General features: G+C 40.0%; 14 protein-coding genes, 2 pseudogenes and 1 riboswitch. Of the genes and pseudogenes, 9 read left to right on the top strand and 7 right to left on the bottom strand.

Features of this window, described 5'->3' with window-relative positions; all coding sequences use genetic code 11:
• The first annotated feature begins 7 nt into the window (after positions 1 to 7).
• The 3 genes from MKX38_RS09965 (at position 8) to MKX38_RS09955 (ending at position 2317) form a co-directional block, all read left to right on the top strand.
• A complete protein-coding gene (locus tag MKX38_RS09965; RefSeq protein ID WP_004399262.1) occupies positions 8 to 496 on the top strand; it encodes a YdhH/YoaO family protein in 489 nt (162 codons plus the stop codon).
• Positions 497 to 618: 122 nt separating this feature from the next.
• A complete protein-coding gene (gene oxdD, locus MKX38_RS09960) occupies positions 619 to 1797 on the top strand; it encodes an oxalate decarboxylase (RefSeq protein WP_003231409.1) in 1179 nt (392 codons plus the stop codon).
• Between the two features lie 214 nt (positions 1798 to 2011).
• Entirely contained in the window at positions 2012 to 2317 is a 306-nt protein-coding gene (locus MKX38_RS09955; RefSeq protein ID WP_004399414.1) for a membrane protein, read from the top strand.
• A gap of 332 nt (positions 2318 to 2649) precedes the next feature.
• Here the strand turns inward: MKX38_RS09955 and MKX38_RS09950 are convergent, their stop codons facing one another.
• On the bottom strand, positions 2650 to 3330 hold the full coding sequence (locus MKX38_RS09950; protein WP_151262286.1) for an SOS response-associated peptidase: 681 nt from the start codon (positions 3328 to 3330) through the stop codon (positions 2650 to 2652).
• Between the two features lie 255 nt (positions 3331 to 3585).
• The gene (locus MKX38_RS09945) at positions 3586 to 4623 is read right to left on the bottom strand and encodes a polysaccharide lyase family 1 protein (protein WP_339189335.1); all 1038 of its coding nucleotides are present in this window, start codon (positions 4621 to 4623) and stop codon (positions 3586 to 3588) included.
• A 172-nt stretch (positions 4624 to 4795) separates the two neighbouring features.
• Between MKX38_RS09945 and MKX38_RS09940 the strand changes: the two genes are divergently transcribed.
• Both MKX38_RS09940 and exlX read left to right on the top strand, forming a co-directional pair.
• Complete coding sequence (locus MKX38_RS09940) at positions 4796 to 5473, top strand: YoaK family protein (RefSeq protein WP_038429085.1); 678 nt, start codon at positions 4796 to 4798, stop codon at positions 5471 to 5473.
• 269 nt (positions 5474 to 5742) lie between these two features.
• Positions 5743 to 6441 (top strand): expansin ExlX, encoded by a 699-nt coding sequence (exlX, locus tag MKX38_RS09935; protein ID WP_003231419.1) that lies wholly within the window; start codon positions 5743 to 5745, stop codon positions 6439 to 6441.
• A gap of 36 nt (positions 6442 to 6477) precedes the next feature.
• Here the strand turns inward: exlX and hpaB are convergent, their stop codons facing one another.
• The gene (gene hpaB, locus MKX38_RS09930; protein ID WP_021481406.1) at positions 6478 to 7929 is read right to left on the bottom strand and encodes a 4-hydroxyphenylacetate 3-monooxygenase, oxygenase component; all 1452 of its coding nucleotides are present in this window, start codon (positions 7927 to 7929) and stop codon (positions 6478 to 6480) included.
• 324 nt (positions 7930 to 8253) lie between these two features.
• Between hpaB and MKX38_RS09925 the strand changes: the two genes are divergently transcribed.
• The gene (locus MKX38_RS09925) at positions 8254 to 9939 is read left to right on the top strand and encodes a methyl-accepting chemotaxis protein (protein WP_339189333.1); all 1686 of its coding nucleotides are present in this window, start codon (positions 8254 to 8256) and stop codon (positions 9937 to 9939) included.
• 115 nt (positions 9940 to 10054) lie between these two features.
• On the opposite strand, the gene MKX38_RS09920 is transcribed toward MKX38_RS09925, so the two are convergent.
• Both MKX38_RS09920 and MKX38_RS09915 read right to left on the bottom strand, forming a co-directional pair.
• Entirely contained in the window at positions 10055 to 10348 is a 294-nt protein-coding gene (locus MKX38_RS09920; protein ID WP_212059604.1) for a YozQ family protein, read from the bottom strand.
• A 42-nt stretch (positions 10349 to 10390) separates the two neighbouring features.
• Positions 10391 to 10513: a hypothetical protein gene (locus MKX38_RS09915; protein WP_014477000.1), complete on the bottom strand. Its 123-nt coding sequence runs from the start codon at positions 10511 to 10513 to the stop codon at positions 10391 to 10393.
• A 68-nt stretch (positions 10514 to 10581) separates the two neighbouring features.
• Here MKX38_RS09915 and MKX38_RS09910 point away from each other — a divergent pair.
• Both MKX38_RS09910 and MKX38_RS09905 read left to right on the top strand, forming a co-directional pair.
• Positions 10582 to 10699, top strand: a pseudogene (locus MKX38_RS09910) (hypothetical protein); the annotation flags it as partial.
• Positions 10700 to 10787: 88 nt separating this feature from the next.
• Complete coding sequence (locus MKX38_RS09905; protein ID WP_339189332.1) at positions 10788 to 11192, top strand: UPF0715 family protein; 405 nt, start codon at positions 10788 to 10790, stop codon at positions 11190 to 11192.
• 374 nt (positions 11193 to 11566) lie between these two features.
• Here the strand turns inward: MKX38_RS09905 and MKX38_RS09900 are convergent.
• Together MKX38_RS09900 and MKX38_RS09895 are read right to left on the bottom strand one after the other, a co-directional pair.
• Positions 11567 to 11861 (bottom strand): annotated as a pseudogene (locus tag MKX38_RS09900) (hypothetical protein).
• A gap of 66 nt (positions 11862 to 11927) precedes the next feature.
• Positions 11928 to 13970 carry a molybdopterin oxidoreductase family protein gene (locus tag MKX38_RS09895; RefSeq protein ID WP_339189331.1) on the bottom strand — a complete coding sequence of 681 codons (2043 nt, stop codon included), beginning with the start codon at positions 13968 to 13970 and terminating at the stop codon, positions 11928 to 11930.
• Positions 13971 to 14117: 147 nt separating this feature from the next.
• Positions 14118 to 14209: riboswitch (SAM riboswitch) on the top strand.
• Between the two features lie 84 nt (positions 14210 to 14293).
• Between MKX38_RS09895 and MKX38_RS09890 the strand changes: the two genes are divergently transcribed.
• Complete coding sequence (locus MKX38_RS09890) at positions 14294 to 15328, top strand: 2-hydroxyacid dehydrogenase (protein WP_251232975.1); 1035 nt, start codon at positions 14294 to 14296, stop codon at positions 15326 to 15328.
• Positions 15329 to 15334: the final 6 nt, after the last annotated feature.

Raw genomic sequence — 15334 nt, 5'->3', positions numbered from 1 at the left:
GAAAAACATGAGAAAAAAGAACAATATTAAGAAATGGCTATTGATCATTGCTGGATTCTTGATCATCTGCATCATCACATTATTTGTAATGGTGTCAGGGAACAAAGTGAAATATGAGGGCAGCGGGAAAAGCGGACTGTGGATGTCTAACCTTGAAAAATCAGACAAAACTTCAATTGGACCCAATTATTTTCTAAATCTATATTGGCAGGGGAGTAAGAAGGAAGAAAAGTGGACTGTTGTTGAAAGAATTACTCTGTATGTAGATGGCGAAAAGTATCAAGATGATAACGTAGATGAGTACGACTTATCGGAGTACACAGGTGATGAAATGCCGGGTGGGGGACGCATGGAGGACCATATTTCCACCTTTGATTATATGCCTGAAGATGAAGTGATAGGTCATGATGTATTAGTAAAAGTGGAGTGGAGGACAGGCCAGAAAAAACAGACAGAAGCAATCAAATTACATAAGAAGCCATGGTATAAAAAATAGTTTATTTGATGTATTTGTGATCACATTGGTGGTCACTTTTTTATTTGCGGATTCCTAGGCACAGCAATCTAAGATTCTGCATAGGCTGAAATAAAATCTTGTTCATTTCTAAAACGAGGTGCATGCTGTTGGAACAACAACCAATCAATCATGAAGACAGAAACGTGCCGCAGCCTATTCGAAGTGATGGAGCTGGAGCTATTGATACAGGCCCGCGAAATATAATACGGGATATTCAAAATCCGAATATATTTGTTCCGCCTGTTACAGATGAGGGTATGATTCCTAACTTGAGATTTTCATTCTCAGACGCTCCCATGAAATTAGATCACGGCGGCTGGTCAAGAGAAATCACCGTAAGACAGCTTCCGATTTCGACTGCGATTGCAGGTGTAAACATGAGCTTAACTGCGGGAGGCGTCCGCGAGCTTCATTGGCATAAGCAAGCGGAGTGGGCTTATATGCTTTTGGGACGGGCACGTATCACCGCTGTTGACCAAGACGGACGAAATTTCATTGCTGATGTTGGTCCCGGCGACCTTTGGTACTTCCCGGCAGGAATTCCGCATTCCATACAGGGATTGGAACACTGCGAGTTTCTGCTCGTTTTCGATGATGGGAACTTTTCTGAGTTTTCAACGTTAACCATTTCAGATTGGCTTGCACACACACCAAAAGATGTTCTGTCTGCAAATTTCGGTGTCCCGGAGAATGCTTTCAACTCTCTTCCGTCTGAGCAAGTCTATATCTACCAAGGGAATGTGCCGGGATCAGTCGCCAGTGAAGACATTCAGTCACCATATGGAAAAGTCCCCATGACCTTTAAACACGAGCTGTTAAATCAACCCCCAATTCAAATGCCAGGGGGGAGTGTACGAATTGTGGATTCTTCTAACTTCCCAATTTCAAAAACGATAGCCGCTGCACTTGTTCAGATTGAGCCTGGCGCGATGAGAGAGCTTCATTGGCATCCCAATAGCGATGAGTGGCAATATTATCTAACAGGACAGGGACGAATGACGGTATTTATCGGAAATGGGACTGCCCGCACATTTGATTATAGAGCAGGCGACGTTGGATACGTACCTTCTAATGCTGGCCACTATATACAAAATACTGGTACAGAAACATTATGGTTTTTAGAAATGTTCAAAAGTAACCGCTATGCAGATGTGTCACTCAATCAGTGGATGGCATTGACGCCTAAAGAATTAGTGCAAAGCAACTTGAATGCTGGATCAGTCATGCTTGATTCTCTGCGTAAGAAGAAAGTGCCTGTTGTGAAATATCCCGGTACGTAAAGACTGAACCGATCACACAGTGGTCTTAAAGTAACTAGAGCTGGGTGTTGGCCTGTGTTTTATCAAATCCCTATATATACGTTATGTAGGGTTTTTCTGCTTGAATCGTATTGTAATGAGCTTTAAAATGTTGATGTGGAAACGATAACCATTCGCTAATGAAAAATCATTGGCCGATTTCTACCAGTTTGATTGGCTTTAAAGGAGGACAAGAATGAAAGCACTCATATTTTTATCCAGTTTGACTGCCATTGGGAGCTCTATATTGGGGCGATGGTTAGGGATGCTGGATGATTCTTATGCTGTTGGCGATGCTTGGTTTATAGGTGTTTTAGCTGGATTGATTTCACTTCTAATATTGATTGATAGTCAAACGATGACAAAGAATTACATAGTAAGTTTAAGTACGATACTAGGCATTCTTGGAGTGGGATTTATATATTTCCCAGCTGCATTCATCAACATATTATTAAGTATTACACTGGATAAACAAAAGAAAGAAGACCTCCATGTAAGATGAAAGAAATTTCATTTAATTCTTAGGAGGGAAAGTGTATGGATTTACCTCTATGGGCTTATATCATATTTGCAATCACAGGTGCGGCAGGTTTCATAAGTTTAATGTGGTTCAGTTTTTTTGCTGACAAAATAGAAAAGTGAAGCTATAAGCAATGTAAACTATTTTATATGAAAGGGATAACATTGCTTATTTAGGTTTACATAATAAAATTATTTAAAACTAATACTGAAAATAACTAATTGATCTATGTACTAAAAATTCATAATTACTAGAAGGATTGGCACCTAAGGAACAAAGCTATTTGACAAGTTCTTGCTAGAGAATTTCAATCACTACATATGATTTTCTGCAAGAAGCTCAGATGAATTATTTTTAGGTGAATTTACTAATGATGAAACCTGGTATGCTTCCATGTCATCAGCATCATAAGGCAGCAGCAAGCTTCGCAGATAATCAGGGCTTGTATTTTTGGGGTTAAGCCACTCTTTTTCATGATCATGGGCCAATATAACCGGCATTCGGTCGTGTATATCTTTCATGAGCTCATTAGGCTTAGTTGTTATGATTGTGCAGGTATAAAGAGGGTATCCTTGATGTGTGCTCCACTTTTCATATAAGCCAGCAAACGCAAAAAGAGCAGATGATTTCAATTTGATCCGCATTGGGATTTTGGTTTTGGAATCAAGCCGTTTCCATTCATAAAAACTGTCTGCTGGTATGATGCAGCGTTTGCTGACAAGCGGTCTTCGAAAGGTCGGTTTCTCGGTAATTGTTTCGGCTCGAGCATTGATCATTTTATAACCGATCTTTTCATCTTTTGCCCAAGGTGGAATAAGTCCCCATCTAAGCTTGCCTAAGCGATTATTTGATCCATCATTGATGATTGCAAGGATGTTTTGTGATGGTGCGACATTATAGCTTGGCTGGTATTCACCTTTAGGAAAAAATTGATCGATGTCAAACTGGTCAATAATATCATCAAATGCAGAGTACAAAGTAAACCTGCCGCACATATCCATCATCCTTTTTAGGGGTTTTTGAATAGTTTGTGGGACGAACGTTCATTTAATACAGGTTCAGAACAATGATTTCTTTTTACTTGCGATAAACTGGTATAATAAGAAAGCCATTTAAGAAGTTATGTGGAAAAAACATATGCTTTTTAGTTTGACCGACGCTGGATCTTGAAGGAGTTACAAGGATCGCTTAAAAATAGCCTATAAGTATAAAATGAGGCACAGCGTTTTTAACGCAGGGCCTCTTTTATATCAGTAGCCAAATACCAGAGTTGTACTTTGTGATCCGGCATATTTCGTGACAAATTCTTTTGTATATTCCGGCGTTTGGACACGATAGCTATAGTTTGACCCGGGATTCCAAGAAGTCAGCGGAGAGGTTTGCTTGTTGAGTGATGGATAGCTGCCTATGTCTTTGAAATAACCAGTGCCCTTGTCGTCAAGGATGCCGCCTTTTTCACTGCCTTTCCCAAAGTAATTATATTCGGAATATATTTTTGCTTTTGTAGCAATTGTAATCGCCTGGTTAAAATTATTGCTGTAATTGTTTTTAACATGAAAGTAACCGTATCTCATCAGACCTGGGCCTCTAACATACAAGTTCTCAAAATAATTATTGGCGATTGTCATGTGGGGGTAGCCGTCATATTGATGCTGAGAATCATCCGGGTATCCTAAAATCAAACCGTATTTATGATTCGCAAATTTTGAGTTGCTGATCGTGATATAATCTGCGGATTTTCCGATATACACGAGTTTGTCCAAATCGCTTCCGCTTGCATTATAGCTATGACCTGAGAATGTGACGTGATCAATCCAATAGTTCATACCGGAATCTAAATAAAGCTGGATATCATTATTTCCGTTAATCTGCGGACTGTGTTCAAACGTTAAATTTTGAAAAATGACATTTCCAGAAGCTGATGAAGTTGTTAAATAAATATTTTTCAGCGTTTTTTTCGCGTAAGAGCCCACGAGTGTTTTATTTGAGCCAATGGTAACTGTTGTTTTCGCAGATGCGGAAAGATCATTTTGAAGCACTAAAATTTTCGGAGTGGATCCTCCTAGATGGGTTTTTAAATCATTTACGCTTTGAATGTAAACAATCTGCCCGTTTTTTCCACCCGTTGTGCCCGTTTTAGAGATGCCTTTTTCATTTTTGGCATTTCCGGCAAAACCTAAAATGCCATTTGTTGAGGTATTCGGAAAATCGACTGCACCTAATGCTTTTCCAGGCAAGAGAACCAAAAACAAGCTAAAGACGGTGAACCATAAACAAAGTCGTTTCATCACAATATGCTTCCTTTCAATTTTAATCATTTCCTTGCGGGGATTATTATTACAGTTAATGGAAAGGAATGATAGGTTCTATCTTCCTAATTAATGTTGGGTTACTTAAAAAATAGAGATTGCGCCAAAAGACATACTAACAATTGAAATAGAAGAAAGGATTGATACACCGTTGACTGCAGCAGCTTATCGAAACACCTTGCTATCACTTTTATGTTTAACAGCTGGAATCGTGGATGTAATCGGGTATTTAAGCCTGGGACATGTGTTCACAGCTAATATGACTGGAAACATTGTATTATTGGGGTTAGCTATCGGCAAATCCATTCAGGTCACTGTTTTTAATTCCTTGACTGCGCTAATCGGATTTATATGCGGCGTGATCATTGCTACATTGATGGTCGGAAAGGCGGAAAATACCCTTTGGCCTTCTGCTGTGACAAAAGCCCTCGCACTTGAAGCATTCATTTTGTTTGTCTTTGCTTGTCTTTCTTTTTACCGGGCATTTGTTCCTGTGCACATTCTAATTATACTCATGAGCATTTCTATGGGGATTCAAACTACAGCAGCAAAAAAACTGGGGATCGCAGGTATTTCTTCAACTGTGTTGACCGGCACTTTGGCTTCTCTTTTAGAGGATATATCCGGCCGTTTGTTTTTTAAGAAGCAAAAGAAGACTTTCTTAAGAGATACTGTGTTAAGAGCACTGGCTATTATTTTATATTGTGTGGGGGCTATTATTGTTGCTCTGGCTGAGCCTGATTTTTATCACTTCATTATTTGGGTTCCGATTGTGCTGATCTTTGGCATCATGATGACAGCTAAGTTGAAACTGAGCCGGGAAAAATAGCTTTTCCTGTATAGCTGTTATCAGGCCAACAGCCTGTTTCATTTCGTTATTGAAATGCGAATTTTGAGAGGGGAAAATAAGACATTCGGCTGAAGTGCACATTCGTTCATTTGTATTGGCTTTTTCATAACTACCTACATTTGATATATGAATGATAGTGAATTTGCCTTAAAATCATCTATGAATCTATTTCCTCTTTCAAACCAGATGGATTGAGTCTTATAATGATAATGATTCTCATTTGAAGTCTGGTTTGAGGAGGACCAAATATGAAAAAGATCATGAGTGCATTTGTTGGTATGGTTTTGTTGACGATCTTCTGTTTTTCCCCGCAAGCTTCGGCAGCATATGACGACCTGCATGAAGGTTATGCAACGTATACAGGGTCAGGTTATTCAGGAGGAGCTTTCCTGCTGGATCCCATTCCTTCCGATATGGAGATTACTGCAATAAATCCGGCGGATCTCAATTACGGAGGAGTAAAAGCGGCACTTGCCGGCTCTTATTTGGAAGTTGAAGGGCCAAAAGGGAAAACAACCGTATATGTTACTGATCTTTATCCCGAAGGCGCTCGGGGAGCTCTTGATCTGTCACCTAATGCCTTCCGTAAAATCGGCAATATGAAAGACGGAAAAATCAATATTAAATGGCGTGTTGTCAAAGCCCCAATCACCGGCAATTTCACGTACCGGATCAAAGAAGGCAGCAGCAGGTGGTGGGCAGCAATCCAAGTCAGAAATCACAAGTATCCTGTTATGAAAATGGAATATGAAAAGGATGGTAAGTGGATCAACATGGAGAAAATGGACTATAACCATTTTGTGAGTACGAATTTAGGTACTGGCTCTCTCAAAGTCAGAATGACTGACATCCGCGGAAAAGTTGTGAAAGACACCATTCCAAAGCTGCCTGAAAGCGGAACGTCCAAAGCCTATACAGTACCGGGCCATGTTCAGTTTCCTGAATAAAAAATACGAAACAGCGGATCTTTTCCCGCTGTTTTTTCATTGTTCTGCATCTGCATGTAAAAATGTTTTAATCATGTTCAACTGCTCCTGCTTTGGATAACTGGTATACAGCCTGCTTGAAATCCGAATAGGATCTCCGAAAAAATATCTTTCGTAGTGAGTTTGTCTAGTTCCGAATGAACTCATTGTTAAATCCCATGCCAAACGGAAAATTTTCACACGTTCTTCAGCATTTGTATTGGTTGCTTGAAGATATTGGTCAAGATCTTCCCGTATCTCTGAGTCAAATGCATTTTCGGTAGGCAGTGTCACCATTCCGCTAGCTCCAATTAATTGTATGATTTCAGTAAATCGAGGATATAGCTTAGGAATGATTGTACTGATGACTTGAAGAGGAATTAAACAGGGGCGCATATAGCCGAATTCATCTAACTGAGCATCATTTTCCGATTTGTCAATGAGCGCTTTGATTGTTTCCAATCCCACAATGATTTCTGAGAGCTTTTCTTGGATGTGCTGATATTCGGAAACATTAATGGTGTCGACAAGAAGCTGTGCAACACCTAATAGAAATTCAATTTTTATCATTTGCCTAATGACAACCTGGTGAAAGGTAAAGGCATGAAAAGAGCTTTTTGTCATAAAATCTTTAGCTGCTTCCGCATTATCGTAAAAAAACACACGATTCCACGGCACTAACACATGATCAAAAACCACAATTGAATCCATTTCTTCATACCTTGAGCTTAAGGGATGATTAAAGGAAGAGTCGCTTAATACAAATGATTCTCTTGTGATGAATTTTACGCCTTTTGTATTAGAAGGGATTGAAAAAGCATAAGCTTCATCTGTTTCAAAGAAAAATTTAGGCGCTGAAAAAACCAAGATTTCATCGGTCAACCCGCCTTGTGTTGCAAGCAGTCGTGCTCCATGAATCATTAAACCTTTTTCGGTTCTATCAATGACTTTAGCAGATATCGGTTTTTCACTTAGCCCAAAATAGGACTGTGACCGGTTCACTTGCGGAGTAATGAATGTATGGGTAAAGGAAAGGTCATGCTTAGCAGCTTGTTCATACATATCTAGTATATGTTCAGGAAAGCAATTCTCTTTTTCTTTGAGAAGCTCCGCTGACGAAGCAAAGCTCATCATAACCGTATTCATGTAATCCGGACTTCTCCCCATCATTCCGTGAGTATGTCTAGCCCAATGTTCAATCATGTTCCTTCTTTTTTTTAAATCATTTTTGGTTTTAGGCTGGAGATAGGAAAGGCCGATTCGATTATGATCTCCAGGAAGGCAATAAGTCATTTCATGTATTAACTCATCCTTTGTTTGCAATTCATAAAGTGAGCTTTTTGTTTTGATTATTCCTTTAAATGCAGGATGCTCAGAAATGTTACCCTTTATTTTTTCGCCATCATACCATATTTCGTTTTCTAGTTTATTCAATCGGTCAATGAATTCTTTACCATTGATGATCCCCATTTAAGTTTCGCTCCTTCATATTATGCTGCGTATTGTATTATATTTTCGAGAAAACAGCCGGTTCAGCCAATTTGAGGTGGGAAAAGCCTTTTTTAGAAAAACGAATAAGAGTGACTTACATACCGCAAAAGACTGCAAATTTTACTTAAGGTTTTTCTGTAAGTTCAGAGACGTAAAGAATTTGCTTATTCATATAAGAATATCACTATAAAACTTGATAACACGTGTCGATATTATGGACATGAGCGTAAGCGAATTGGATTCAAACGCGCTTGAACATATTTTATTTCAGCCATTACATTGTGCGGAAAGGGAAAACGACACATGAAAGTGAAAACAAAATTGCTGGGGATTATATCAATATTAGTTGTTTCAATTATTGGAATTGGAGGCTCCTCAGTATTTATGATTTCTTCTACTGTGAAAAAGAATGAAGAACTTAAAGACAAAATGGAATTCCAAAAAGAGATAAAACACATCCAATATGAATTGACCGGGTTATCAAATGATGAAAGAGGCTTCTTGATTACCGGAGACAAAGAATACGACGAGGGTATGAAGGAAAAAGCAGACGATGTCTTAAAGAGCCTTGACCGGGTTAATGACTTGATTGATGAAGAGAAGTATCAATCCAATATTGAAGACATTAAGACAAGTTTTACTCAGTATAGAGCTTTGAATCAGCAAGTAGTAACAGCCTACTCTTCAAATCCTAAAAAAGCAGAAACCATCCATTTTGGAGAAGAAAGAACAATAAGAAAAGAAGGCGTAGATCCGGCTGTCAATAAGCTGTCTGATCACCTGGATCAAGAGGTGGAGGATCTAAAAGATGAAATACGAGGCAATGGGAAAATGAGTCAATGGCTCATCATCATTGTCACCGGGATATCAGTTATATTAGGCGTTGTTTTAAGCATAATGCTGTTAAAGTCCATAATGGTGCCCCTAAGAAGCATAAATAAGCAGCTGGAGGAAATTGCACACGGCGACGCTGATTTAACCAAAAAAGTCATTGTGAAAAATAAAGATGAATTTGGCCAGCTTGCCCAATCTTTTAATTCTTTTACTCATTCATTAACTCAAATTGTGAAGCAGATCAGCAGCTCATCTGAACAAGTCGCCGCTTCCTCTGAAGAATTATCGGCAAGCGCGGAAGAATCGAAATCAACATCTGAACATATTTCACGAGCCATGCAGATGGCTGCCGACAGCAATGTGAAGCAAAGCTCAATGACAGAAAAGAGCGCAGAATCCATCACTGAATTATTAGACAGTATATCATCAGTCGCTTCAAATACCGGGAACATAGCGGATCTTTCTTCTTCGATGAGAGACAAGGCTGAAATAGGCTCTAAGTCCGTCAACAAGATGTTAGACCAGATGAAATTCATTGATAAATCTGTAGATTCAGCCGGCAATGGATTGCAAACATTGGTAGCGAGCACAGCAGAAATCAGCGATATCTCTTCGCTTATCACGACGATTTCAGAGCAGACAAATTTGTTGGCACTAAATGCAGCGATCGAGGCGGCCAGAGCCGGAGAGCAAGGAAAAGGATTTGCTGTGGTGGCAGAAGAAGTTCGGAAGTTGGCGGATGAAACAAATAAATCTGCAAACCACATCCAATCGGTGGTAGCGACCATCCAAAATGAATCGATAGAAACGGTAAATAATATTAAGGTTGTTCAAGAAAATGTGAGCTCAGGTATTGTTCTTTCTCATGAGGCAACAGGAAATTTCAATGAAATACTGAACCTTGTGGAACAGGTCACTTCTCAAATACAAGAAGTCGCAGCGGCAACTCAACAGCTTACATCAGGCGTTGAAGTGATTCAGCACACAGTTCATACATTGGCCGCTGGAACAAAAGAAACGTCTGCAAATACAGAAGCGGTTGCAAATTCATCAGAGGAACAGCTTCATTCAATGGGGGAAATCTCCTATGCCGCAGAATCTCTATCTCAGTTGGCAGAAGAACTTCAAACCGTCATTAATCGTTTTAAATATTAAACAGGCTACTTACGTGCAACCCCCATCTTATTCGGTGGGGGTTGGCTACTTTTACTGTGGTTGTTTCTAAAAACAGAGTTAACTGACTTCTTTTAAGTTAGTTCCGTTTGTATGGCTAGTCCAAATTTTGATCGATTGTCCCTTCAAAATAGTCATCGCTGACCTGTTCATGAGTTTCAGCCAATCCTTTTTCTAATTGCGTGCTTCCTTTATAAGCTGAGGGCTCAAAGTATTTCCCGGCAACATCTGTTGTGTCATTTTTGTTTTCTTTGTTATGAGTTTGTGTTTCAGTGTTTACACTTTCTGTCTCAGTATTGCTGCTTATAGATTGCTGAAAATCATATTCCTTGTCTAATGAAGAAAATCTTTTATAATCATCAGGTCTGTCTGCACCGTTTTTTTGAGTCACTTTACTTCCTCCAGATTATTGATATTTTAGTGGGGTAAGAACTTATTTCGTTCTTTTAGGATCAGAACCATGTTTTTTAGGATCATCTGCTTTAAAAGCTGTTTCAGTCTCATGGTCATTTCTCATTTGTTCAATACTTGAATTTTGAATTCCCTTTTTACTCATTGGTTTCACTCCTTTACGAAAAGTGTTGAATATCAACTCTTCTTATTTTGTCTGTTGATCAGGTATTCATTCACTTTTTTCATTCGCGCTTTCGCCAATCAGGAGAGGCGTTTTCATGCCAGCGTATTATCTAATAAAAGAACGTCATTTTTGAAACCTTTTATTAGCGCATTGCGTATAGCCCGTTGGGGAAGACATCTCGATAAAAGAAATACAAAGGTTGTGAATTTATACTAACAGCACTGTGAATAAATCAAACAAGGGGGGTGAAAAAATGAAAAAAATCGCATCATATTATTTAATGACATTAGGGCTATCCAGCCTTACATTTGGTTTGTTTTTAGGGTTTTATTCTTTCGTTATGTATGGCGATATGATAATTGCATTGTTTACGGGAGCAATTGCTTTATTATACGGTTTTGTGGTGTATGGCCTTTTTGCTGTTCCGCTCCAAATGAAGTTGCAGAAAAAAGCGAGAACATTCAATGTCATGTACCTATTGATTTACAGTGTGGTTGCTTTTATCGCAGCTTTCCTGTTTTTTGTTATCAATGAACCTGCGTCAATAGCATGGACATTGCAATCGTACTTTTATTATATGTTAAGTATTGCGGCTGCAGTGATTTACTGGTTATGGGATTCTCTGATCCTTTATAAACGTACAGCTTCCGGCGGATAGGCTAATTTTTACCAATTGGAGAAATATGGAGGTTCAATAAAAATTCAGGATCTAAAAGCTTTAGGTTTCATATTTTTTTAAAAAAATCCTCCGCGGATAAAGGCGCAGTATGGGGGCATAATGAGAGCACACATTCGAACCGAATAGGTTTTCTAAGTGTTTTACGATACATACGTTCATCAAGAACATCACGTCATCAAAGGAATATAAAAACTATTGTTGTGGAACGGGCATCTTGAGTTGTTTGAGGAAAGAACATAGATGGTGGTTTATCGTTTTATCAGCGCTTATAGAACAAAGTTTTGGTGGCGGTCAATCAATACAGCTAAACAGAGGAGAGCGTGACAATGAATCTGGCTCTCCTCAGATTTGTTTTATTCACCCTGATGTTTTTCAACTAATGTGAATGTCCAATCTTTTAACATATGTTTCTGGACATATTTTTTTTCGTTTATTTCGATGTAAGGCAGGTCTGCCATGTCTCCAGCTAACTGTTTTGCTTCAGTCGTTGTTATTCCTAAAAAAGTCCAATGTAAAAGTAAATATCCCGTTCTTTTATTAGGAAGATATCATTTTGTTCATTACCTTTGGTTTGGTTCCTCTGCTTTAAGCCTTCACCGATAAAATATCCAGCCAAAGCTCAATACCAATTCCTAAAAAAACGTCCATGTGTATGCCTCCATTATGTCGATGTTATGTTATACGGGCTTGGCATACTCCGGGTTTCATTATATTTCAAACCTTTTCAATCTGTACACGGCCTGAAAAAAAGGTGGCGCCGCCGCCCATATCGGACAAGCGATCTGGGGTTAGCGCGTTTACAAGCTGTTTTTTTCCTTGTTCATCCGCCCATAATCCTTGGCTGACAACGACACCTGGCAGCACTTGTTCTCCAACTGCAGCGGTCAGCTGGCATTCTCCCCGGCTGTTCCAAATTCGTACAGGTGCCCCATCAACGATTCCGTGTTCTTCAGCATCTTTTGTGTTGATAAAGAGCTTTGGCGTCTTTTCAAGCTTGATGTGTTTTTCATTATTGGAAAATGTTGAGTTTAAGAAATTATGGTTTGGCCCCGGGACATACATAAACGGATGTTCATTATCGGTTACAAGAGGTGTATATGTCGGTAAAGCAGGGAAGCCGTCTTGTTTCATTTTTTCTGAATATAATTCTATTTTTCCGCTTGGCGTTGGAAGTTCGCCCGGAAACAGCGGCTTTTCACGTTTCGCTTTCATAAATGAATGCTTAGTAAGTGAATCGTAATCAATCTCTGCCAAATGCGGATTATCTGGATGGTCAAGCGCCTGGCGGATTAATTCTTCATCTGAATCTTTAAGCTCCTGATCTGTGAATCCCATTGCTTCAGCCATTAATCGGAACACCTCAGTGTTAGACTTGCTTTCCCCATATCTCTCAATCACCGGCTGCTGAAGCTGAATGTAATGGTGCCAGTAGGAGGTGTAAAAATCAGTATTTTCAAAAGCGGATGTTGCAGGCAGTACAATGTCCGCATATGCAGCCGTTTCCGTTAAAAACAAATCATGAACCACAGTAAACAAGTCTTCCCGCAGCAAGCCCTGTCTGACTTTGTTTGCTTCCGGCGCAACGACGGCCGGGTTCGTTCCGTAAATAAAAAGCGAGCGAATAGGCGGATCTGTTTCCAAAAGCACCTTGCCAAGCTGATTCATATTAAACGACCTCGGGGTGCGCCCTTTCAATAAGTCGGGCCGCTGCAAGGCATTTGTGTTATATTCTAAAATTCCGCTGTTATGCTTAATTGCGCCGCCCCCTGTGTGCATCCATTGGCCGGTGATCGCCGGAAGACAGGCAATCGTCCTTACAATCATCCCGCCGTTATCGTGATGCTGGGGTCCGTTTCCGATTCTGATAAAAGAAGGGGAGGTTTCCCCGTACATTTTTGCCAGTCGGTAAATATCTTCGGTACTGACACCGGTGATCGTCGATACCTTTTCAGGATCATATTGTTTCACGTGTTCACGGAGCTCTTCATAGCCAACCGTGTACTCGGACAGAAATGCTTCATCATGAAGGTTTTCTTTAAATAAAATGTGCATGATGCCAAGAGCAAGTGCACTGTCGGTTCCCGGTTTTATTGGGATAAACCAATCTGCAAGACGTCCTGTTTGATTTTTATGCACATCGATCACGACAATTTTGGCACCTTGTTTTCGCGCTTTTTGGGCGATCGTAATTTGATGCATGTTTGTGCTGACCGCATTGATTCCCCAAAAAATAAATAGTTTTGTATGAATGGTTTCCTCAGGGTCGATTCCCGCGCTTATGCCCATTGTATATTTATAGCCTTCAGATCCTGCTTTGCTGCAAATCGTCCGTTCAAGCTGGCTTGACCCCATGCGATAAAAAAAGCGGCGGTCCATTCCTTCAGCTGTCAATTTCCCCATGTTTCCGTAAAAGCTGTAAGGAAGTATGCTTTCAGCTCCCTCTTCATCAATCAGCTGTTTCCAGCGGGAGGTGATCGTATCGATTGCCTCTTCCCAAGAAATCGGTTCAAATATCGCTTGGCCTTTCGCACCTGTTCGTTTGAGCGGTGTAGTAAGCCGCTTTTTATCATATATGCGCTCCGTCATATTCCGGACTTTGTTGCATATGTTTCCGGCTGTGACAGGATGATCAGGGTCTCCTTGCACTTTTACGATTTTCCCGTCTTTTTTATGTATTAACAATCCGCACTGATCCGGGCAGTCCAGCGAGCAAACGGATTTGAAAATGCCGTTTTGTTGTGTGGCAAAAGATTTCATGGCCCAGTTCCTCTCTCTAGTTAGATATTTTGTAAGAATTATAACATTTCGGATCATAACGTCAATTCTGAAAAAAGAGATTGACATCAATCTGAGACTTCTTTATGATAAACGTATTCTTTATTCTGAAAATTACATACTCAACATTTTCTATCCAGAGAGGTGGAGGGACTGGCCCTATGAAACCTCGGCAACATTATTGTGCCAATTCCAGCAAGCGTCAGCTTGAAAGATAGGAAAGCAAGGTTTATACCGGCGTCTGCCTGTAACAGAGCGCGCCTATATATGAATCTCTTTCCATCTTCGGAAAGAGATTTTTTTTTATGAAAAATACGATGAAAAGGATGTTTTGCACCATGACGGTTTTGGTTACAGCACCGTACAACGAAGAAGGACGAAAAGAGCTAGAAAACTTGTTTGGCTCAGTTGCTTATCAATCTTGGAAGGAACAAGGCCGGGCATATCGGGAAGATGAACTCATTCAGCTGCTAAAAGCAACAAATGCGACAGGCTTGATTACTGAGCTTGATCAGGTAACAGACAGCGTATTTGCTTCTGTTCCCGAACTTTCATTTGTCGGTGTTTGCAGGGGAATGCCCTCCAATGTGGATGTGGCAGCTGCTTCAAAAAGAGGCATACCTGTTTTTTATACACCAGGGCGGAATGCACAAGCCGTTGCTGAAATGTTTATTGGAAATGTGATTACCTTTCTCCGCCATACCAGCGTCTCGAATCAATGGCTGAAGGATGGAAAGTGGGACAGGGATTACCTGCAGGCTTATGTCAAATTTAAAGGAAATGAATTATCAGGAAAAACGGTTGGCATGATTGGGTTCGGGGCGGTTGGCCAAAGGATTGCAAAACTGCTGACTGCGTTTGACTGTAAAATAAAGTATTACGATCCATACATTCAAGACGATCATCCGCTGTATGAAAAAGTATCTCTTAAAACGGTGTTTTCAGACAGTGATATCGTTTCTGTACATCTGCCTCGTACTGAGGAAACACTTGGACTTATTGATCGGAAGTTTTTTGATCTGATGAAACAGAGTGCGATTTTCGTCAATACTTCAAGAGCAGTTGTTGTAAACCGTGAAGATCTTTTATCTGTATTAAAAGAACATAAAATCAGAGGTGCGATATTAGACGTTTTTTATCATGAACCTCCAGAGGAATCAGATTATGAATTGATTTCATTGCCTAATGTTCTGGCAACACCGCATCTCGCTGGAGCAACATTTGAAGTGGAGGATCATCACGTGACGATACTGAATAAAGCCCTCAAAAAGTGGAAGGGTGAAAAAACTCTTAATATTCCGACAATGTATAACAAGGACGCACTGAAAACAGGGGGATAAGAAAGG

Source organism: Bacillus sp. FSL M8-0025 (assembly GCF_037975475.1).
GTDB classification, from domain to species: Bacteria; Bacillota; Bacilli; order Bacillales; family Bacillaceae; genus Bacillus; species Bacillus subtilis.
The sequence above is the reverse complement of the archived record's forward strand: the minus strand, read 5'-3'. Positions and strand labels throughout refer to the sequence as shown.

Bases quoted from the DNA above. Each gene is read 5' to 3' on its own strand.
- MKX38_RS09965 (WP_004399262.1), top strand. From the start codon at position 8: ATGAGAAAAAAGAACAATATTAAGAAATGGCTATTGATCATTGCTGGA.
- oxdD (WP_003231409.1), top strand. From the start codon at position 619: ATGCTGTTGGAACAACAACCAATCAATCATGAAGACAGAAACGTGCCG.
- MKX38_RS09955 (WP_004399414.1), top strand. From the start codon at position 2,012: ATGAAAGCACTCATATTTTTATCCAGTTTGACTGCCATTGGGAGCTCT.
- MKX38_RS09950 (WP_151262286.1), bottom strand. From the start codon at position 3,330: ATGTGCGGCAGGTTTACTTTGTACTCTGCATTTGATGATATTATTGAC.
- MKX38_RS09945 (WP_339189335.1), bottom strand. From the start codon at position 4,623: ATGAAACGACTTTGTTTATGGTTCACCGTCTTTAGCTTGTTTTTGGTT.
- exlX (WP_003231419.1), top strand. From the start codon at position 5,743: ATGAAAAAGATCATGAGTGCATTTGTTGGTATGGTTTTGTTGACGATC.
- hpaB (WP_021481406.1), bottom strand. From the start codon at position 7,929: ATGGGGATCATCAATGGTAAAGAATTCATTGACCGATTGAATAAACTA.
- MKX38_RS09925 (WP_339189333.1), top strand. From the start codon at position 8,254: ATGAAAGTGAAAACAAAATTGCTGGGGATTATATCAATATTAGTTGTT.
- MKX38_RS09915 (WP_014477000.1), bottom strand. From the start codon at position 10,513: ATGAGTAAAAAGGGAATTCAAAATTCAAGTATTGAACAAATGAGAAAT.
- MKX38_RS09905 (WP_339189332.1), top strand. From the start codon at position 10,788: ATGAAAAAAATCGCATCATATTATTTAATGACATTAGGGCTATCCAGC.
- MKX38_RS09895 (WP_339189331.1), bottom strand. From the start codon at position 13,970: ATGAAATCTTTTGCCACACAACAAAACGGCATTTTCAAATCCGTTTGC.
- MKX38_RS09890 (WP_251232975.1), top strand. From the start codon at position 14,294: ATGAAAAATACGATGAAAAGGATGTTTTGCACCATGACGGTTTTGGTT.